This window comes from Campylobacter concisus (assembly GCF_003048605.1).
GTDB lineage: Bacteria > Campylobacterota > Campylobacteria > Campylobacterales > Campylobacteraceae > Campylobacter_A > Campylobacter_A concisus_BM.
The window spans coordinates 21,050-41,115 of sequence record NZ_PIRX01000003.1 but is presented as its reverse complement, the minus strand read 5'-3'; the positions used below and the strand labels follow the sequence as shown (position 1 = coordinate 41,115).

Annotated in this window: 18 protein-coding genes and 1 tRNA gene; 7 read left to right on the top strand and 12 right to left on the bottom strand. The window is 38.3% G+C overall.

What is annotated here, in order from left to right; all coding sequences use genetic code 11:
* Nucleotides 1-2: 2 nt before the first annotated feature.
* The 6 genes from CVS86_RS02595 to CVS86_RS02570 form a co-directional block, all read right to left on the bottom strand.
* Nucleotides 3-863 (bottom strand): septal ring lytic transglycosylase RlpA family protein, encoded by an 861-nt coding sequence (locus CVS86_RS02595; RefSeq protein WP_009294185.1) that lies wholly within the window; start codon nt 861-863, stop codon nt 3-5.
* Nucleotides 850-2,061 carry a lytic transglycosylase domain-containing protein gene (locus CVS86_RS02590; protein ID WP_012140081.1) on the bottom strand — a complete coding sequence of 404 codons (1,212 nt, stop codon included), beginning with the start codon at nt 2,059-2,061 and terminating at the stop codon, nt 850-852. The genes CVS86_RS02595 and CVS86_RS02590 overlap by 14 nt, the downstream gene beginning before the upstream one ends.
* Before the next feature lie 65 nt (nt 2,062-2,126).
* A complete protein-coding gene (locus CVS86_RS02585; RefSeq protein ID WP_107790874.1) occupies nt 2,127-2,912 on the bottom strand; it encodes a TatD family hydrolase in 786 nt (261 codons plus the stop codon).
* Entirely contained in the window at nt 2,909-4,165 is a 1,257-nt protein-coding gene (locus CVS86_RS02580) for a diguanylate cyclase (protein ID WP_107790873.1), read from the bottom strand. The genes CVS86_RS02585 and CVS86_RS02580 overlap by 4 nt, the downstream gene beginning before the upstream one ends.
* An 88-nt stretch (nt 4,166-4,253) precedes the next feature.
* Entirely contained in the window at nt 4,254-5,774 is a 1,521-nt protein-coding gene (locus tag CVS86_RS02575; protein WP_199906507.1) for an AAA family ATPase, read from the bottom strand.
* On the bottom strand, nt 5,767-6,642 hold the full coding sequence (locus tag CVS86_RS02570) for an NAD(+) kinase (RefSeq protein WP_103601905.1): 876 nt from the start codon (nt 6,640-6,642) through the stop codon (nt 5,767-5,769). The genes CVS86_RS02575 and CVS86_RS02570 overlap by 8 nt, the downstream gene beginning before the upstream one ends.
* A gap of 92 nt (nt 6,643-6,734) precedes the next feature.
* On the opposite strand from CVS86_RS02570, the gene aspS reads away from it, so the two are divergent.
* The 5 genes from aspS to CVS86_RS02545 all read left to right on the top strand — a co-directional run bounded on the left by aspS (nt 6,735) and on the right by CVS86_RS02545 (nt 10,549).
* Nucleotides 6,735-8,492: an aspartate--tRNA ligase gene (gene aspS / locus CVS86_RS02565; protein ID WP_087580965.1), complete on the top strand. Its 1,758-nt coding sequence runs from the start codon at nt 6,735-6,737 to the stop codon at nt 8,490-8,492.
* A 255-nt stretch (nt 8,493-8,747) separates the two neighbouring features.
* A complete protein-coding gene (locus CVS86_RS02560; protein WP_107790872.1) occupies nt 8,748-9,317 on the top strand; it encodes an adenylate kinase in 570 nt (189 codons plus the stop codon).
* Between the two features lie 113 nt (nt 9,318-9,430).
* The gene (locus CVS86_RS02555) at nt 9,431-9,760 is read left to right on the top strand and encodes a NirD/YgiW/YdeI family stress tolerance protein (protein ID WP_265094619.1); all 330 of its coding nucleotides are present in this window, start codon (nt 9,431-9,433) and stop codon (nt 9,758-9,760) included.
* A gap of 69 nt (nt 9,761-9,829) precedes the next feature.
* Nucleotides 9,830-10,348 (top strand): inorganic diphosphatase, encoded by a 519-nt coding sequence (gene ppa, locus CVS86_RS02550; RefSeq protein ID WP_004317619.1) that lies wholly within the window; start codon nt 9,830-9,832, stop codon nt 10,346-10,348.
* Between the two features lie 124 nt (nt 10,349-10,472).
* Nucleotides 10,473-10,549 (top strand) — tRNA-Ile (locus CVS86_RS02545).
* Between the two features lie 101 nt (nt 10,550-10,650).
* Here the strand turns inward: CVS86_RS02545 and CVS86_RS02540 are convergent.
* Genes CVS86_RS02540 through CVS86_RS02515 form a run of 6 tightly spaced genes read right to left on the bottom strand, consistent with a single transcriptional unit; the run spans nt 10,651 to nt 18,854 of the window.
* Nucleotides 10,651-11,310, bottom strand: coding sequence for a M48 family metallopeptidase (locus CVS86_RS02540; RefSeq protein WP_107790870.1), 660 nt, complete (start codon nt 11,308-11,310; stop codon nt 10,651-10,653).
* Nucleotides 11,300-14,371: a type I restriction endonuclease subunit R gene (locus tag CVS86_RS02535; RefSeq protein WP_107790869.1), complete on the bottom strand. Its 3,072-nt coding sequence runs from the start codon at nt 14,369-14,371 to the stop codon at nt 11,300-11,302. Before CVS86_RS02535 ends, CVS86_RS02540 begins: the two co-directional genes overlap by 11 nt.
* Nucleotides 14,372-14,388: 17 nt before the next feature.
* On the bottom strand, nt 14,389-15,630 hold the full coding sequence (locus CVS86_RS02530) for a haloacid dehalogenase-like hydrolase (RefSeq protein ID WP_199906506.1): 1,242 nt from the start codon (nt 15,628-15,630) through the stop codon (nt 14,389-14,391).
* A 2-nt stretch (nt 15,631-15,632) separates the two neighbouring features.
* Nucleotides 15,633-16,781, bottom strand: a complete 1,149-nt coding sequence (locus CVS86_RS02525; protein ID WP_107790867.1) for a restriction endonuclease subunit S — start codon at nt 16,779-16,781, stop codon at nt 15,633-15,635.
* On the bottom strand, nt 16,778-18,268 hold the full coding sequence (locus CVS86_RS02520) for a type I restriction-modification system subunit M (protein WP_107790866.1): 1,491 nt from the start codon (nt 18,266-18,268) through the stop codon (nt 16,778-16,780). The genes CVS86_RS02525 and CVS86_RS02520 overlap by 4 nt, the downstream gene beginning before the upstream one ends.
* A gap of 1 nt (nt 18,269) precedes the next feature.
* Nucleotides 18,270-18,854, bottom strand: coding sequence for a restriction endonuclease subunit S (locus tag CVS86_RS02515; protein ID WP_103598527.1), 585 nt, complete (start codon nt 18,852-18,854; stop codon nt 18,270-18,272).
* Nucleotides 18,855-19,231: 377 nt separating this feature from the next.
* Here CVS86_RS02515 and CVS86_RS09965 point away from each other — a divergent pair, with 377 nt between their 5' ends.
* Complete coding sequence (locus CVS86_RS09965; RefSeq protein WP_234399217.1) at nt 19,232-19,384, top strand: twin-arginine translocation signal domain-containing protein; 153 nt, start codon at nt 19,232-19,234, stop codon at nt 19,382-19,384.
* Entirely contained in the window at nt 19,360-20,064 is a 705-nt protein-coding gene (locus tag CVS86_RS02510; protein ID WP_234399216.1) for a substrate-binding domain-containing protein, read from the top strand. Before CVS86_RS09965 ends, CVS86_RS02510 begins: the two co-directional genes overlap by 25 nt.
* Nucleotides 20,065-20,066: the final 2 nt, after the last annotated feature.

Below are 20,066 nucleotides of genomic sequence, written 5' to 3'. Positions count from 1 at the left end.
CCCTAACCTCTTACTATAAATGCGCCTTGGAATTTGCCGCTTCTTGCGTAATCCCTAGCCTCGTCCTCGCTTCTAAAGCCATTTAAAAATACCCTATAAATAGTTGAGCCATCTATCGTAAATGTCTTAACGACTGATCTATAGCCATCTATACTTTTATGCTCTCTTTGGTATCTGTTTGCGCCTTCAAGGTTCTTAAACGAGCCAATTTGCACCATAAAATCTCCACCCACAACGCGTTGCTCTGATGAGATCACGATGCCGCCAACTGGGGCCGTTGGAGAGACTGGATTTGGCACTTTTATGCCAGTACTTGTTGGTTTTGTTGGTTGCGCGCTAGCGGTTGTAACAGCGTTAATGTCTTCATTAAAGCCGATAACCTCCATACTAACTGGAGCTGTGCCAGTGCCGATGACATCAAGCTTCATCGCAGCTGCTTTTGAAAGGTCAAGCACCCTGTCAGCCACAAAAGGTCCTCTGTCATTTACACGCACGATGACGCTTTTTTGATTTCTTAAATTTGTTACTTTAAGTATTGTATTCATCGGCAAAGTCTTATGCGCCGCAGTCATATTATACATATTATAAACTTCGCCATTTGAGGTTGTTTTACCGTGAAAATTTGGACCATACCAGCTTGCCGTTCCGCTAGCTTTATCGCCGACACTTACGACGGTTGGATAGTATGTTTTGCCGTTTATCGTGTATGGTCTCATTGTTGCTTTTTGAACTGAGGCGGAGTTGTTGCCTCTTACATTAGTTGGGCCACTTGGAGTAAATGGAGCCCCGCTCCAAGAACAACCAGTGATTAGAAGTGTAAAACTTAGTCCTAAGTAGAAATTTAGGCTCTTACGGTATGACAATATTTGCTCCGACATTTAAATTTGAACTAGCCAAAGAATTTGCATCTTTTATATCTTTTTCACTTACATTAAATTTCTTTGATAAAGATGCGATAGTATCGCCTGTTTGAACTACGTAGTTGTGAGATTTATTTTGAGTAGAAAAAGGGATTATTAGTTTTTGATTGTAGCTTACTGCGTTTGTGCTAAGCTCGTTGTAGTCCTTGATCGCTCTGTGGCTAACACCTGTTTTTTTAGAGATAGAGAGCAAGGTCTCGCCTTTTTTTACAGTGTATGCGTAGAAGTTATTTTTACCATTAAATGGTTTGAAATTATCTGAGAAAAGTTGCTTTTTATTTTCAGGGATATAAACGTAATAATCTTTTAAAGTTGGAGGTGTAAATACAAATTTTAAATGTGGGTTATTACTTTTCATCTTTTTTGTGCTAAGACCGATGCTGTCGCCTATCTGAGCCAAATTTGTACCGCCTGGCACTTTTACTTTCGTAAGTCTTAATCCGCCATTTATGTTTAGTAAAGACGACTCTTTAGATATCAAAAAGTCCGCATCTTTTGCTATATATGCCGCTCTTAAAATTTTAATGATAAAATTTCTAGTCTCAGCTGGGAGGTATTTTTTCTCAGCATCAAGAAGCGTTACAAGATCGTCTGTACCAGCTTTTTGTATAGCTTTTTTTAATGCACCATCGCCGCAGTTATATGCCATTGCTGCCAAGTACCATTTGCCAAATTGATTTTTAAGTGATCTTAGATAGTTTGTAGCTGCGACAGTTGATTCGACTGGATCTTTTCTCTCGTCGGTGTATTGCCCTACTTTTAGGCCATGAATTTTTGCTGTTTGCTCCATAAACTGCCACATACCAGTAGCTTTAGCATTTGAGACAGTGTGATTTGAAAAGCCTGACTCTATCATAGCTAGATAGAAAAATGACTCAGGCACGCCTGATTTTTTGATCTGCTCTTTTATCATTGGTATATACATATAGCCATTTTTCAAGGCATCTGTAAATGTTCTTACCTGTGAGTTTTGTATGCCTTGTCTCATCTTTGCATAGTGAGAAGTTTTCATAAAGCTAGCATCGATGTCTAGCTCTTTTAAAATTTTAACCTGAGTGTCATAAGAGCTCTTCTCAGGGGCATTTGCTAGTAGCAAGGTGCTACATGCAAATAATAAAAATATCTTAAGCATTGCTTTCATTTCTATCCTTTTTCGTGTCAAAGCTTAATGATGCTAGCATCTTAAGCAAGCACAATGCCCAAAATTTAGGCAAAGCACTTAAATAACCTTTTGGCATTATCTGAAGTCGTTTTACAAACTACTTCAAATTCAAGGTTTAAAATTTCAGCTATCTTTTTAGCAACAAATGTCGTAAACGCCGGCTCATTTCTCTTGCCACGATTTGGTTCTGGCGTGAGATAAGGGGCGTCAGTCTCTATCAATACCCTATCAAAAGGAATTTTTGGCAGAATTTCAACTAAATTCTTAGCGTTTTTAAATGTCAAAACGCCACCTATGCCAAAGTAAAAATTCCCAAATTTGCAAAGCTCCAAAAGAAGTGGCGAGGCATTATAACAATGCAAAACTGCCCCAGCTTCAAGCTTTGGCGCATACTCTTTTAAAATGTTAAAAGAGTCCTCATTAGCCTCTCTGATGTGGAGGATAACGGGTTTTTTTAACTCAACTGCCAAATCAAGTTGAGCTAGAAAAACACGTTTTTGATCTTCTTTTTCTCTTATCTTTTCTTCTTCATCTTTTGGCAAGCGGTAGTAGTCAAGCCCACATTCACCGATAGCCACGCACTTTTTGTCTTTGGCAAATTCTCTTAAAGTCGCCATATCAAAATTTTCTTTATCATAGGGATGAACCCCAACGGCAAAGAAAATATCATTTTTTTCGTGCGCTATTTTAGCCGCTTTTGGTAAATCATTAATATCAGCTCCAGGGATAACAAAGCCTTTTAGCCCTAAATTTCTGGCTTCAGATAAAATTCGCTCTAGGTCAAAATCATAAACTTTACTATCCAAATGGCAATGCGTATCTATAATCATAAAGCTATTTCTACCCTATTTCTACCATTTTCTTTTGCGACATAAAGCGCCGAGTCGCAAGCTTCAAGCATATCATCTATCTCACAGTGACCTTTTCCAAAAGATATGCCGATAGAGACGGTCACTCTTACGATCTTATCTTTTATGATTACCTCATTTTCAGCCACTTTTGCTCTTAAATTTACAAAAAATTTAATCGCCTCTTCTCTTTCTATCTTTTTAAGAACGACACAAAACTCCTCGCCACCAAACCTAGCGACCACATCTCTTCCTTTTGTGTTGTCAGTTAGTATCTTTGCGAGTGATTTTAGTATCTTGTCGCCACCATCATGTCCGTATGTGTCATTTATCTTTTTAAAGTGATCTATATCAAGCATAGCAAATGCATAAGGCTCATCAAGCTCTTCAGCTGCTTGGACATACTCTTCTATATCTTGGTAAAAAAATCTTCTATTGTAAGCGCCAGTTAAAAAGTCGCGGTTGGCAAAATTTGCTATCTTATTTATATTCTCCATCGCCTCAATGGTGTTATTTACACGGCAAATGAGCTCTTCTTTTGAAAATGGCTTTGCTATAAAGTCGCTAGCTCCATTTTTTAAAAATATCGAAGCATCAGTCTTTTCGCTAGGCGAGGTCATCACGATCACGCCAAGGTGGTTTTTGTCTTTCTCTTTTCTAACCTCTTTTAAGACCTCTAAACCATCTTTAACAGGCATTCTATAGTCAGTTATGATTAAATTTATATCAGGATTATCAGCAAAATAGTTCATCGCCTCTTCGCCGTGAGCTGCTGCTAAAACCTTAAACTGAAGGCTAGTTAAGATTTTTTTTATCATATTTCTAAAAGGTAGTGAGTCCTCAACGACTAGAACTTTGTATTGTCTATTTTTGCTTAGTCTGTTTATCATTTGAAAGATGTAGTTGATATCATCCATATTGCCCTTATAGACGTAATCAACTATGTCTTTGTTTATAAAAAATTCTTTCGTCTTATCATCGATGCTACCAGTTAAAACGATAGCACAGAGCCCTTGAGCAAGGACATAATCAACGATCTCACCATTTGGTGCGTCAGGTAAATTTAGATCCAAGATAGTCATAAAATAATCTTTGCCGTGCTCGCTAATTAGCATCTGGGCTTCGGCAAAATCGTACGCAACGTCGATCGCCATATCCTCAATGCTCTTTTCCATCTGCATGACGATTAGCTTCGCAAGTGCCTTATTATCATCAACTACTAGAATTCTTTCCATATTATTCCTGTGATTTTTTATTAAACTAGCTCGGATTTTAACAAATAAACCTAATCACAAAGCTTAAATTTAAAACTTAAATTTCAAGCTATTTTAAAAGTCCTTTTGCAAAATTTATCGCCTCTTCGCTGATATGCTCGCCACTTATCATACGCGCAAGCTCATTTACACGCTCCTCTTTGTCAAGCTCTCTTACGACTGAGCTCTCGTCGTGACGCTCTACTAAAAAGTGCGAATTTGCCTTTGAGCTAAGCTGCGGCTGGTGCGAAATGGCAAAAATTTGATAAAAATTTGCAAGCTTAAGCAAGACATTTGCGATACTCATCGCCTCTTTTCCACTTAAATTTGCATCTATTTCGTCTAAAATTATGACATCACCGCCAGTTTTTGTGATCTCACTAGAGGCAGCTATGAAGGCCAGCCTTAAGCGGTTTAGCTCGCCTGAGCTTAAATTTTTAAGCGAGGTCTCGTTTAAATTTAAACAAATTTCATCAGCGCCTAAAATATCAAGCTTTTTAGCCTCAATACTCAGCGTAATATCTGGCATATAAAGCTCTTTTAAGTATAAATTTATCATAGCCTCAAGCTCTTTTAAATTTACGCTCCTTGCCTTGCTTAAAATGCTGGCTAGCTCATTTGCCTTTTTGCTTAAAATTTCAAATTTCTTCTCAAGCTCGCTCTTTTCAAAGCTTAAATTTTCATATCTAGCAAGCTCTTTTTCTTTTTTAGCAAGCGCTTCTAACGCCTCCTCCTCGCTGCCATAGCGCCTAATAATGGCGTTTAGCGCCTCTATCCTATCAAGCACGCTCTCTACGTCGATATCGTCAAGCTCCTCCATATTTAGGCTATCTCTTGCGACCCTCAGCTCGTTCATCGCATCTTCAAAAAAGCCGTTGTCAAGGTCGCTGATGCTTAGCGCCTCATTTACGCTGTGCTCTAGCTCAAATATCCGCTCAGCCCTAGCCCACGCCTCATTTATCTTATCTTTTTTACTAAGCCTCTTTTTAGTCTCCATAAGCTCTTCAAACTCGCCTTTTTTAGGCCCGACACTTCTTATCTTCTCGATCTCAAAGCTAGCAAGCTCCTTTAGCTCCTCGACCTTTTTCTCTTCCTCTTTTATAGTGGCTAGCTCTTTTGAAATTTTAGAAAATTCTAAAAACGCCGCTTCAAATTCTTGCTTTATCTCTTTAAATTTCTCATTTTTTGAAATTTCAAGCCTGTCAAGCAAATTTAGAAATTTCTCATTTTCAAATTCATTTGCCTCTTTTGCCGAGAGATATTTGATGTGCTCGCGCGCCACTTGGGCTAAATTTTTCTTTGAGATGGCTTGTTGGTTTATAAAATATCTCGTGCTCTTATCTTTTAAAAGCTTGAAAATATTGACCTCTTCGTTTTCTATGCCAAACTCATCAAGCTCAAATTTATGCTCCACGTCAGCCTCAATTAGCCTTGCCTCGCTATCTTTTAGCCCAAAAACGGCCATTATCGCGCTCATCAGCACCGACTTACCAGCACCGCTAACGCCTGTAAATACGCTGAGACCCTCTTTGAAATTTAGCTCAACATTTTTAAAATTTAGATAATCCTTAATCAAAATTCGATCAATCATTATAACCCCAGTGAAGTTTCTCTTTTAAAATTTGAAAATAATCCCTGCCAATATGGCGTATCAGCCTCGCTTTTTTCTCGCTCAGACTCATGCTGACGGCTGAAATTTTACTCATATCAAAGCGGTCTTGTCCGTCTATGACTAAAATGGCGTCGCTATTTGTTCTAAATTTAACCGTGTGATTTTTCGTAAGCACGACTGGACGCTGCGTGAGCGAGTGCGAGCAGATGGGAGTTAGCGCAAAGACCTCGCTTAACGGATATATAATCGGGCCATTTGCGCTCATGTTATAAGCCGTGGTGCCAGCAGGTGTCGCCACTATGACGCCGTCTCCAAAATATGAGTTAAAATACTTTTCATTTAAAAGTGCCTCGATATGCGTCATCGAGCCGCCATTTTTACTAACGATGACCGCGTCGTTAAATGCTATCTTTTTCTCAGTTTTGCCATCATTTTTATGAAGCGTCACATCAAGCATAAAAGGCGTTTCTACCTCAAATTTATCATCAAAAAAGTCTTTAAAAAACTTCTCACTCTCATTTATCGTTATATCTGTCAAAAAGCCTAGCCTGCCAGCGTGTATGCCTAGGATTAGTGGCGAGATGTGAGCTAGCTTTCTGCAAGTTGAGATGATCGTGCCATCGCCGCCAAGCGTGATAAGAAATTCGCACTCTTTGGCTAGTTTTATCAGCTCAAAGCCACTTTTTTCTACCTGTTTTGCACAGCTTTTTTCAAGCAAAATTTCTGCGTTATACTTTTTTAAAATTTTTTCTAGCTTTGCTAAATCCTGCTTAAATAATGGATAATCTTTCGCGATAAGTCCCACTTTTTTGGCGTTTGTGGTATTAAATTTTTGTTCATTTTTCATAGAAATGATTGTAACATATTTTATTTTAACAAAGCTTTTCAAAAGAAAAAAGCGACTATAATTGCCTAAAAAACATTGCAAAGGAGCATTTTATGCGAAGTCATTATTGCACCGATCTTAGCAAAGCTGATATCGGCAAAGAAGTAATACTTTGTGGCTGGGCAAACACATATAGAGACCACGGTGGCGTTGTTTTCATCGACTTAAGAGACGTTAGCGGGCTTATACAATTAGTTTGTGACCCTGCTGACAGCAAAGAAGCACACGACGTGGCTGCAAAAGTAAGAGATGAATATGTCTTAAAAGCAAAAGGAAAAGTAAGAGCTAGGGGCGAAGGACTAACCAATCCAAAGCTAAAAACTGGCGAGATAGAGGTGATAGTAAGCGAGCTGATCATCGAAAATCCAAGCGAGCCACTACCATTTATGATAGGCGATGAGAGCGTAAATGAGGACATCAGGCTAAAATACCGCTTTTTAGACCTTAGAAGCGAGCGCTTGCAAAATATCTTTAAAATGCGCTCTCGCGCAGCTATCGCAGCTAGAAACAGCCTCGATAAAATGGGCTTTATCGAGTTTGAAACTCCAGTTTTAACACGCGCAACTCCAGAAGGTGCGAGAGACTACCTAGTGCCAAGCCGCGTGTATCCGGGCCAGTTTTATGCGCTACCACAAAGCCCACAGCTATTTAAACAGCTTTTGATGTGTTCTGGCTTTGATAAATATTTTCAGATAGCAAAATGCTTCCGCGACGAGGACTTAAGGGCTGATCGCCAACCAGAATTTACTCAAATAGATATCGAAATGAGCTTTGTCGAGCAAGAAGATATCATAAATATGGCTGAGACAATGCTAAAAGATATCTTTAAAGCCTGCGGATACGACATCAAAACACCATTTAGGCGCATGAGCTACAAAGAGGCGACTGAGACTTATGGCTCGGACAAGCCTGATCTTAGATATGATCTAAAAATGATCGATGTGATCGATATTTTTGAGCGCTCAAGTAATGAAATTTTTAGCTCTATCGCAAAAGATAAGAAGAAAAACCGCATAAAAGCGCTAAAAGTGCCAAATGGCGACAATATCTTTAGTAAGCGCGAGATGAATAGATTTGAGGAGTTTGTACGTAAATTTGGCGCACAAGGCCTTGGCTACTTCCAAATGAAAGAAGATGGCTTAAAAGGTCCGCTTTGCAAATTTTTCGAGCAAAGCGATCTTGACGAGATCGTCTCAAGATGTGAGCTAAAGGTTGGCGACGTCGTATTCTTTGGTGCTGGCAAGAAAAAAATCGTGCTTGATTATATGGGACGATTTAGAATTTTCTTGGCTGAGCAAATGGGTATAATCGATCAAGACAAGCTTGAGTTTTTATGGGTGCTTGACTTCCCAATGTTTGAGCAAAATGACGACGGCAGCTACTCTGCGATGCACCATCCATTTACAATGCCAAAAAATATAGACGAGCCTGATCTTGAAGATATCCTCTCTATCGCTCACGACGTCGTGCTAAATGGCTTTGAGCTTGGTGGCGGAAGTATAAGAATCCACAAAAACGACATCCAACAAAAAGTCTTTAAGCTTCTTGGTATAGATGAAGCCGAGCAGCGTGAGAAATTTGGCTTCTTACTTGATGCCTTGACATTTGGTGCGCCTCCACACGGTGGTATCGCGATCGGCTTTGACAGACTAAATATGCTTGTAAATAAAGCAAGCTCGATCCGCGACGTCATAGCATTCCCTAAAACACAACGCGCTCAGTGCCCACTCACAAAGGCACCAAGCTACGCTAGCAACGAACAGCTTAGGGAGTTAGGACTAAGGATAAGAGAAAAAGAGCAAAAGGCTTAAAATTTGCCTTTAAAAAGAGATGGAATTTTGTCTTTAAATATTTTTCTTAGACAAATTCCATCCTAATAATTTAAATTTATAAAAAGATGCCTCCAACTTGGCGGCTAATTAAATCAAAACTTGCCTAAGTAGTTTGAGATGATTTTTGTGGTTGCGACGTAAAATTTTGCGCAGATAGAACACTTAGTTCATCAAGCTAAATTTTACTAGCTCCGCAAAAAGCGCTCAAAAGACAAAGGCAATAAAAGGGAAAAAATGAAGAATTTATTTTTAATCATCGGCGCTCCAGGCAGCGGCAAAACAACAGATGCATCGATCATCGCACAGCATGATGAGAAATTTGCACACTTTTCAACTGGCGATCTTTTAAGAGCTGAAGTCGCAAGTGGTAGCGAGCTTGGCAAGCTGATAGACGGCTTTATCTCAAAAGGAAATTTGGTCCCACTTGACGTTGTCGTAAATGCGATCGTCTCAGCTATCAAAAGTTCAAGCAAATTAAACATCATAATCGACGGCTACCCAAGAAGCGTTGAGCAAATGACTGAGCTTGACAAGGTCTTAAGCGAGCAAGATGAAATTTCTCTAAAAGGTGTCATCGAAGTAGATGTCAGCGAAGATGTGGCAAGAGCTAGAGTGCTAGGCCGTGCAAGAGGCGCTGACGATAATAACGAAGTCTTTAACAACCGTATGAAAGTCTATCTTGATCCGATCAAACCTATCCGTAAATTTTACAGCGAAAAAGAGCTACTTCACGTGGTAAATGGTGAGCGTGGCATCGACGAGATCGTAGCTGACATCAAAAATTTACTAGCTAAACTTCTATAATTCACAAACCTTGCATCAAAAGGTGCAAGGTTTTAAAACTTACCATTTATTAACACCAAAAATATAATATCCTTTAATTTTAACAACCAACCAAAAAGGATAAAAATGAAAAAATCTTTATCGCTTCACTGGCTGCTAGCATCGCAATGGCTGGAGGCTTTGCCTCAAATCACAAAAGCGAAAATGTTATAAGCGTAAAAGAAGCTTTAAAACTAAATGACGACGCAAAAGTCGTACTTGAGGGCAAGATAAAGTCACACATCAAATCAGACAAATATGAATTTGCCGATAAAAATGGCGATACTATCGTTGTTGAGATTGACAATAATAAGTGGGGCAATGTAACAGCTAACGAAGATACGCCTTTAAGGATAAGAGGCGAGGTGGATAAAGAGCTTACAAAAACGAAGATCGATGTCGATAGCGTAGAGGTTGTAAAGTAGTTAAATTTACGAGTATTTAATGCAAAAAATACTAAAATCACGAAAATTTCTAACACAAAGGACGAATATATGGACGTTTCAAAGATCAAATTTGGCTCAAACCCAGACAAAATCAATGCCGTAATCGAAATACCTTATGGCTCAAATATCAAATACGAGATCGACAAAGATAGCGGTGCAGTCGTAGTTGATCGCGTGCTTTACTCAGCGATGTTCTACCCAGCAAACTACGGCTTTGTGCCAAACACACTTGCAGCTGACGGCGATCCGGCTGATATTTTGGTGCTAAACGAGTACCCACTCCAAGCTGGTAGCGTTATCCCTTGCCGTTTGATAGGCGTTTTAGTGATGGAGGATGAAGCAGGCATGGATGAGAAGCTTTTGGCTGTGCCAGTTACAAAGATCGATCCAAGATATGAGGCGATAAAAAGCTACGAAGACCTGCCAGCTGCGACACTAAATAAGATCAAAAATTTCTTTGAAACTTATAAAATTCTTGAGCCAAACAAATGGGTTAAGGTGAAAGAATTTAAAGATGCAAATGCTGCAAAAGAGATTTTAGACGCTGCGATAAAAAATTATAAATAATTTATAAGCCCTATTTTAGGGCTTTTTCTTTTTAAATTTATTCGTTTTACACTCCACATAAAAAAGACTATTTTTTATATTTAGATAAGCTTTTTCTTGTATAATACGATTTTCTTTCAACTGCGGGTTCATAGCTCAGTTGGTTAGAGCATCCGGCTCATAACCGGATGGTCCCAGGTTCGAGTCCTGGTGAACCCACCAGCTACTTTATCAACATTAAAAAATCAAAACTTTTTCATAACTTTTTCTTAGGTTTTAAAATACAAAAAATGTTTAATAGCCCAAAATTTAAGCCAAAATTTCTAAGCTCTTTCTAAAATTTCCTTTCGTTTTTGCCAATCAGGCATATAAAGCACTAGATAGTCATAAAATTTCTTTGAGTGATTTGGATACAGCAGGTGAGCAAGCTCATGAAATACGACATACTCGATGCACGATTTTGGTTTTTTGATAAGCTCTATGTTTAAATTTATATATGATTTATATGGGTTGCAACTCCCCCATCTTGTTTTCATCTGCCTTATTTTTACGCTTTTGATATCTTGTTTTACCATCTTGTTAGACTCTTGCAAGATATTAAAAAAATATAGCATCGCCTTTTCGTGGTACCATTTATAGACCAAATTTCTTTTTCGCTCTAGGTCGCTTTTATCTTTCACAAAGAGCTCCAGATAACCTCTTTGCAGCCTTACACGCTCCTCTTTAGACTGCACGACTTTAAGCCGGTAGCTTCGCCCAAGATATTTAAAGTCCTCGCCGCTTACGTATTCTTTTTTGGGCGTCTTAAATGAGGCAAAAAACGCACGCTTTTGTGCTATCCATTTAGCTCTTTTTTTTATGATAAATTTTATATGCTCATCGCTTGCGGCTTTTGGCGCAGTTAGGATCGCTTCGCCATTTGGTCTAACTTTTAAGGTGATATTTTTCACCTCTTTTTTGATGATTTTCACCTCATTTAACATAAAAGCTTATCCCTATGCCTCGGATAGTTTGGTAAATTTTCTCCTTCTCATCGATAGAAACGCTGTATTCGTCCTCGACATCCCAAAGAGCATCCTCCATCTGGCTTGTTATCTCGTTTTCTACGTCTTTATTTTTGTGCCATTCTGGTTTTTTTGAGGCTTTTTCATAAATTTCATAAAATTTCACGCTCAAATTTTTAGCTACTACCTCGACATCCATAAGCCCCACATCGCCTAAAATGTCAAGCAAATTATCATAAATGGCAAACAAAATTTTCTTACCATTAAATTCTTTTGGATACCTGTCTTCATTTGGTTTTAAAGCACCAGTTATTAGGTCTTTTAGCAGTTTTGCTTTGGTAAGCTTTTCCTCTTCGCTTAGCCTTTTTGCCTTGTACTCGTCGATGATATCTTGTATCTGTTGCGCTATTGATTTATAAAACGCTGGATTTGAGTCCATTTTCTCTTTTACCACCGCGCTTACGGCGCTGATGATCGTATCAGCCTTTGCGTTTTTACCCTCGACCCTTTGCACCTCATCGTCAAATTCTGTCTCAAAGATATTTACGAGCTTCGTAAGCTCATTGACCCCTTGTGCATTTACGTAAGTATCGAGCAGCTTTTGCATCTGCGCTTCGTATTTGCCAAAGTCGCAAGCCTCGTGATACCTTAGTTGCACAGTCTTTCTTAGCTCGTTATAAAATTTAACCCTTTGCTTATAAACTTTGATCTCCTCTTCGCTTAAGATATCGGAAATTTTCTCGCTAGAAAGCGCTAGCTTAAACGCCCTAGCAAACTGTGATAGCCACTCTTTAAAGTCGTCTCGTTTTTGCACATCTTCTAAAACCGCCACGTAGCTTTCCAGATCGTCTTTAAATTTCACACTACTAAAAAGATCGTCCAGATGAGTATAGTAGGTCTTTGCCTTTACGATCTCGCTTCTTACGTCTATCACAGCTCCAGTTATATCTTCTGGGTCAAAGCCACTTAGCGACGCATAGCTAGTAAGCGCCTGATCAAGCTCGCCTAAAAGCCCTCTATAATCAATAATATATCCATAATCTTTTCCGTCATAAAGTCTATTTACTCTAGCTATGGCTTGGAGCAAATTATGCTCTTTTAGCTGTTTATCTATATAAAGCGTGCTTGCTCTCGGCGCGTCAAATCCAGTTAAAAGCTTATCCACGACGATAAGCAGGTCTATCTCGTCGCCATAAATAAATTCGTCTTTTACGTACTTTAGATACGCCTCCTCGCTGCCATAGTCTTTTATAGTCTCTTGCCACGCTTTTGCGACATACTCTTTATGACCACCCTCAAGTTCCTCGTGCTCGTTGCTTGATATCACATAAGCACTTTTTATCTCTCCAAATTCTTCAAATATCTTATGATATTTTATAGCGTCATATTTTCTTTGCGTTGCCAGCATCGCCTTAAAGCCACTTTTTTTCAAAGTCTTTTTAATGTGCTCATTTATATCCACAGCTATTAGCTCCAGCCTTTGTTCGCTTGATGCCACACGCTCAAACCTCGCCCACTTTTGCTGCAAGTCCCTCTTAGCTTCATCGCCAAGCTCTCTTGATATGAGATCAAATTTCCTAGTTAGCCCCTCAGGGTCTAGCACCTCTTGACCCACATATCGCCCTTCATAAAGTAGCGGCAAGACGGCTCCGTCTTTTACCGCGTCATCTATCGTATATCTATGAATTTCTCCACCAAATTTCGCAAAGCTATTTTTCTCACGTTTTAAAAGCGGCGTGCCAGTAAATCCTATATAACAAGCAAGAGGCAATGCCTTTTTCATAGCCTTATGCAGATTGCCGCCTTGCGTGCGGTGGCTCTCATCTACTAGCACAAATATATCGCCATCTCTTATCACTACCTTTTGGTTTTGCACCTTTTCAAATTTATGCACAAGCGTAGTTATCACGCTAACGCCACTTTGTAGCTTTTCTATCAGATCGCTTCCGCTACTTGCTCGTCCTGCTTTTACGTCCGTGTTTTCAAAGGTCTTGTGTATCTGCCCGTCTAGATCTATCCTATCAGTTACTACGATGATCTTTGAGTTTATATAAATTTGCTTTAAAAGCTTTGTTAGCATCACCATCGTGAGCGACTTGCCGCTTCCTTGTGTATGCCAGATGAGTCCGCCCGCTCTTACGCCGTCCTTTATCATTGATACTCTCTTTAGCGTCTCTTCGATAGCGAAAAACTGCTGATATCTGCAAACTTTTTTCATCTTTTGATCAAACACTATATAGTGCCTAACTAGCCTTAGCAGCCTATCTTTAGATAGTAGCGCAAAGAGCGTCATATCAAGCGCGCTCACCTCTCTACCATTTATCAAGCTCTTTAAGCTCTCTTTTGCTTCGTCTTGCTCTTTCCACACACTATAAAATTTAAACGCCGTGCCAGTTGTGCCATATCTTGCTCCACTGCCGTTTGCCGCGATAGTTAGCTGGATGTATTTAAAAAGGTGCGCTATCTCATCTTTGCCCTGCTCTTTTTCAAGCTGCTTTATGCCATTTTCAAGGCTCACGCTTGATTTTTTAAGCTCGATCACGACTATTGGTATGCCGTTTATAAAAAGCACAAGATCGGGTCTTCTGTGTTTTTGTGCGTCGCTCTGGCTTACTCTGCTTACTTCAAATTCTTCCGTTACGTAAAAGTCGTTATTTTGTAAATTTTCAAAGTCTATAAATTTAAAAGAGAAGCTCCTCCTCGTCCCATCTTCTAAATTTTCCTCCAAACTGGTGCCAAGTAAGAGTAAATTTGTGATCCTTTCGTTTGCGACCATTAGCCCTTCGTTTAAAGATACCCCAGCTAGCTCATCGACCGCTTTTAAGACATTACTTTGGCTAAATTTATACCTCTTGCCCTTATACTCATAGCCGTTTATCTCACCAAGCTTTTTGGTTAAAATTTCCCTAAACAAAACCTCGCTTGATTTACCGCCGCGAAGTTTTAAATTTTCCTCTCTGCTTATAAATTTATAGCCCAAGCTTTGAAGTAAATTTATGCTGTTTTGCTGGATCTTATTTTCTGAAGTATCTGGGATCATTTGGTATCCTTATTTGGCTAACTTCTCTTTAAAGATTTTTTTACAATTTCATTATTATCGTATTTATTAGTATTACTAATATCATTCAATAAAAACCTCAATGCCTCTTTAGTCTCTTCATCTATCTCATCTTTTTTAAAGCGTATAACAGAGAAAAAATCATCATCTAACTTATCAAAATTCTTCTCCAGTAAATCTGCAGTATGCTCTTTTTTATTTTGACTTAGTTTCGCTATCTTAGCTGTCCCAATATAATTTCCATTATTCCATATATAAAACGAGGTTTGATATCCGTGGTCATCCCATGAATATTTTTTTAAATATATTTTATTCGCCTTGTTAGTATCTTCTAATTTAAATCCTTCCGTTTTAAGAACACCTAAATAATATTGTTTATCTCTTACTTGATTATTGGATTTTTGTATGTTTATTTCTGCAGTATTTTGCTTATTATATATTTGCAATTTTCCATTTGTTAAATTTAAACTAATTCTATCTATCGTAGATTTTATAATAGCATCTATCTCCGATCCGTCAGTATAGTCAGCTTTAGCAATATAATTAACTCTATTTTGCTCCAAAAGAGTTTTGGCAGTCTCTTTATTTTCATCATAAACAGCAATTGAAGTTCCACCATTAGTTTTTAGTAACTTCATAGCTGGAACATCGGTTTCTCCATCACCTATGTATATCATATTCTCAAATAAAATACGTCTTTCATTCTCTGGTATATATTTATTAATTAGTTTATTGTCCCAAGCGTTAAGAATTCCTTTGCTTATCCTGTATAAATATTGAGTTTTTGTCGTATAGTTAATTGCCAAAGCTGGCCAAGTCGGTTTGCCGTATTCATCATACATAAATGATGACGCATAAATATTTTTAAATTTATTCGCTATAGTCGTTCCATCGATCATTTCTTTGGTGCCTGATGATACTATATAATGCTCAATCGATATCCCCTTTCGTGCAGCATAATCATTAATCCTTTCAAAAAACTCTTCCACACCGTTAAAGTATTTAACAGTTTTACCGTGTTTGCTAAGCTCCTCTCTTGTAATTTTTGCACCAGCACCATCTGCTTTCTTCACAATCAAATACATGTATGACAATATCTCATCCATATTGTTTTCTTCAGATAGTTCCTTTACGTTGTTCCAAAAATCTTCTTTTTTTATACATAGTGTTGTTGGTATAAAAGAATTTTCTTGTATATTGCCTCTTGCTAGTGTTCCGTCAAAATCATATGCGATTGCCATTATTACATTGCTTTTTTCACATAACATGTTCTCATTTCTCCTTTTAGTAGTTTTTGCATCAAGCCTTGTTTTTGTTTTTTCAAATTTTCAAGCTTTAAATTTAGTAAATTTATCTCATCATCGCAAGCCGTTAAAACCTCTGCGATTTTTTGTTGCTCTTTTAAATTTGGAAGCTTTACAATAAAACCAAATATCGTTGATAAGACTATATATGGCGTATTTCCATCCTTTTTCTCTATTTCTATTTTTCTTTTAAGGGCAAATTCTAAGAAATATTTTATAAATAAAATATTCTCTGTAAATTTATCCAACACATACGTTCTTTGATACGCATTAAATTTACCATTAAAATAATGTATATACCCTACATTTTCTCCATTGCCTGAAACAAGAATAGCCTCTGTATCAAATACGTAATCATCTATTTCAAAAACCTCTTTTGCGCAAGTAAAAAATTTATACCTTCCGCCTTGTATCATAGCATTTGCATTTAACTTTCCAGTTTGTATTTCGCAAATTTCACCAAGCTTTATTTCTTTCCACTTTTCTTTGAACTGGGGAAAGCGGATCTTGGCTGTGAGTAAATTTTGCATAAGAGCTTTTTTAAACTGTTTTTTGCTTTCTATCAAATTTATAGTCAAATTTATAGCCTCATCCCAAGTAGATAAAATTTCTGCTATCTTTTCTTGCTCGTCTAGTGGCGGAAGCGGAATTTTTATACTTAAAAAATCACTATGATTTAAGTCTGGTATTGTTGAGCTCCCGGCTCTTTTTAAAATTTCACTTTGTATTTTTGATCCAGTAAGACAAAAAACAAAATACTCTTTTTTAATAAGTTGTCTATCATATGCAATTTTAAAAAAATTATTATGAAAAACACCGAAAACATTCGTGACAACCATGCCCGTATTACCAGTTCTCGTCATTAATATATCATCACAAAAACAAATAGTACTCTCTGGAGGATTTTCAATATAATACTTGACTTCCGATTTTTCTTTTAAAAACTCATTTGTTATATAAAAATATCTATTTTGTGCATTTTCACAAAATCTTTCCGATATAGGGATTTGCAATCCTTGTTTAACATTGCAAATTTCTCCAAGCCTCACGACCTTCCATCCGCTCGGTAAATTTTTAAATTCGCTCATAGCCCAAGCTCCGCAAGATACTCGCTCATCTTGCTTTGAACGCTTTTTAGCTCGGCTTCTAGGCGTGAAATCTCAGCCTTTGTAGCCTCGATATCCACAAGCTCTTCTTCTTCAAATGTATCGACGTAGCGAGGGATGTTTAGGTTGTAGTCGTTCTCTTTTATCTCACTAAGGTTTGCTAAGTGGGAGTATTTTTCTATCTCGCTTCTATTTTTATAGGTAGTGACTATTTTTTTTATATTTTGCTCGGTTAGCGAGTTTTGGTTTTTGCCTTTTTCAAATTCTTTGCTAGCGTCGATAAATAGCACATCTTCGTTTGCGCGGTTTTTCTTAAAAACGAGTATGCAAGCAGGGATGCTCGTGCCGTAAAATAAATTTGCCGGTAGTCCGATGACGGCATCTAGTAAATTTTCTTCGATCAGCTTTTGGCGGATCTTGCCCTCATTTGCCCCGCGAAATAGCACTCCATGCGGAAGTACGACGCCCATTTTGCCGTTACTGCCCAAGCTTTTTATCATATGCACGACAAATGCGTAGTCGCCCTTGCTCTTTGGCGGTAAAGCATAGCTAGCAAATCTCATAAAAGGATCGTTCCCAGCAAAATCAGCACCCCATTTATCAAGGCTAAAGGGTGGATTTGCCACGACTATGTCAAATGTCTTTATAAGGTTGTCTTGTAGATGAAGCGGGTTTCTGATCGTGTCACCCCACTCAATGACAGCGTCGTTTATCTCATGCAAAAACATATTCATCTTGCAAAGTGCGTGAGTTTGTCCATTTTTCTCTTGTCCGTAAAGGCGGAAATTTTTGCTACCGACCTCTTTTGAAGCCTTGATAAGAAGCGAGCCAGAACCGCAGGTAGGATCGTAGATCATATCGCCCTCTTTTGGTTCAACCAGTTTTGCAAGAAGCGCCGAAACCTCGCTTGGCGTGTAAAACTCTCCGCCCTTTTTGCCAGCGTCGCTCGCAAAATGAGCTATAAGATACTCGTATGCGTCGCCTATTATGTCGTTGCCCTCAAGCATAGATGGGCGAAGATCTAGCCTAGCGTCGCTAAAATCCTCGAGCAAATTTTTCAAGATAGCGTTTCTCTCTTTTGTGTCGCCAAGCTTGTTTTTGTTATTAAAGTCGATGCTTCTAAAGATACCTTCAAGCTTATCTTTGTTGTCCTCTTCGATCTTTTCTAACGTTTTGTTCATTATCTCGCCTAAATTTACCGCCTCTTTGTGTGCCAAAAGATACTCAAAGGTGCAACTCTCATCAAGCTTAAATTTCTCTTTCTTTAGCTTTGCTTCGATCCTCTCGTTCTTGTCACCGTATTCGGCTCTTAGCAATTCAAGCTTTTCTTTATAAAAATCAGATAGATACTTAACAAAAAGCATCGTTAAGACATAGTCTTTATAGTCGCTTCCATCCATTGTGCCGCGAAACGTGTCGCAAGCCTTCCAAACTACGTTATTTATGGTATCTTGAGTGGTCTTTTGCATCTTAGTTCTCCTCTTTTATTAAATTTTCAAATATGCTTTTGTGGTATCTTTGCTTTTGAGCTACTAAATTTCGTAAAATTTCGCTCTCCTGGCGAGCTAAATTTAGGTATTTTACTATCTTGTTTTGAGTTTGCAAATTTATGGCTGGTATTTTTATGTTATTTAAGCTTGCAACGCCAATCATCGCTATTGTAGTGCCTGAAACATCTGGTGCAAGGGCTCTTTTAACGGCGCTGCTGTTTAGATAATGCGCCACAAAACGCGGATCAAATATGTCGCTTTTAACCCTTATGCGAACCATTAAAGATGAGTAGATAAGATCGTCATAATCTTTGTCTATATAAACGGCGAAATTTGGCTCTCTAAGGCGCAACAAAACATCGCCATGGCTCACTTTATACTCCTCGCTTATTTTTTCACTTGATATGAACTCATCGGCAAATGTGTCATCAAAAAGTGCATTTTCATTAAAGGACTTTAGCGAGACTACTTTATAGCTAAATTTCTTATCTACATTTTTATCCGCCTTTTTGCGGATTAAAACTAGACCAGTTTTTATCTCAGATATGTCGCTTATTTTTATCATTTCAAGATGCCCCTTTCTGTATTATTTTAAAAATAATACTAATGATTTTATGAACGAAGTATATCAAAAAATGTAAAAACTGACAATACATTTTTATATTATTTATAAAATAATACATCAAATCGACGACTAAATTCTTAATTATTTTTTAAACAATAAATTTACTTTAGCAAATTTATCCCTGCGCTTTAAAATTTATCTCGATTTTTAAGCTAGCATTTGGCTATAATCACTCAAATCTAGATTGCGGTCGCAATTTACATTTGCATAAATTTACCTTCAACTACCATTTTTGCAAATTTCAAAAGTCAAATTTCACAAGTTTCGCGTGCCGAAAATATCAAATTTACATTTCTTAAATCCCAAAAGGAGATTTCGTGGAATTAAAACAAACCGGTATATCACGCCGTGGCTTTTTAAAAGGCGCTTTAGCCACAGCCGCTGTTGCCACTCCGCAAACGATGCTGGCTGGCTTTACGCCATTTAAGTTTGGTCGTGTGGAGGCTTGTCTGAAGCTTTTAATGAGCTAAATGCCATTTACGAGTCAAGAACAGGGCACAACATCCAATACACCGGCGCCTTTGCTGGTGCTCTTGGCAAGTCGCTTTTAGCACTTCAAAGCACGACCGAGCTCTTTGGAGCAAGGGTTTTAGAGCTTTCTAAAAAACTTCGCAAAGCTGGTCTTAGCCTTCACTTTAGACCGCTATGCTTTACCGACTACGTCCTAGTCGTGCCAAAAGGCAATCCAGCAGGCATTCGCGACTTAAAGGACCTTGCAGAGCCAGGAGTTAGAGTGATGTTGCCTCTTAGATCATCGCCCCCTGGCAGTGGCCCAGTCAAAGGGATCTTAAAAAACTCAAACCTCACTGATGCGGTGATGAAAAACATGGTCGCAAACGGATCATGCGTCATAAATATGATGTGCGATCTAGTTGATGGCAAGGGCGATGCTTCGATCATCGAAAAGCGCCTAACAACACATGATAGGTTTAAAGATAAGATCGAGTATATGCCCATCGATGAAAAGCTCATCCCGCCTGGACCGCTCACTTTTACGCTAAATATAATGAAATATGTAAAAGATGAAAGGCTCGCAAATGACTTTGCAGACTTTGTTTGCGACACCGAGGGGCAAGAAATTTTTGAAAAACATGGCTTTACCTCCATTTATTCAGCGCGTGGGCTAGAGCTTATAGAAAGGTTTGTGTAAAA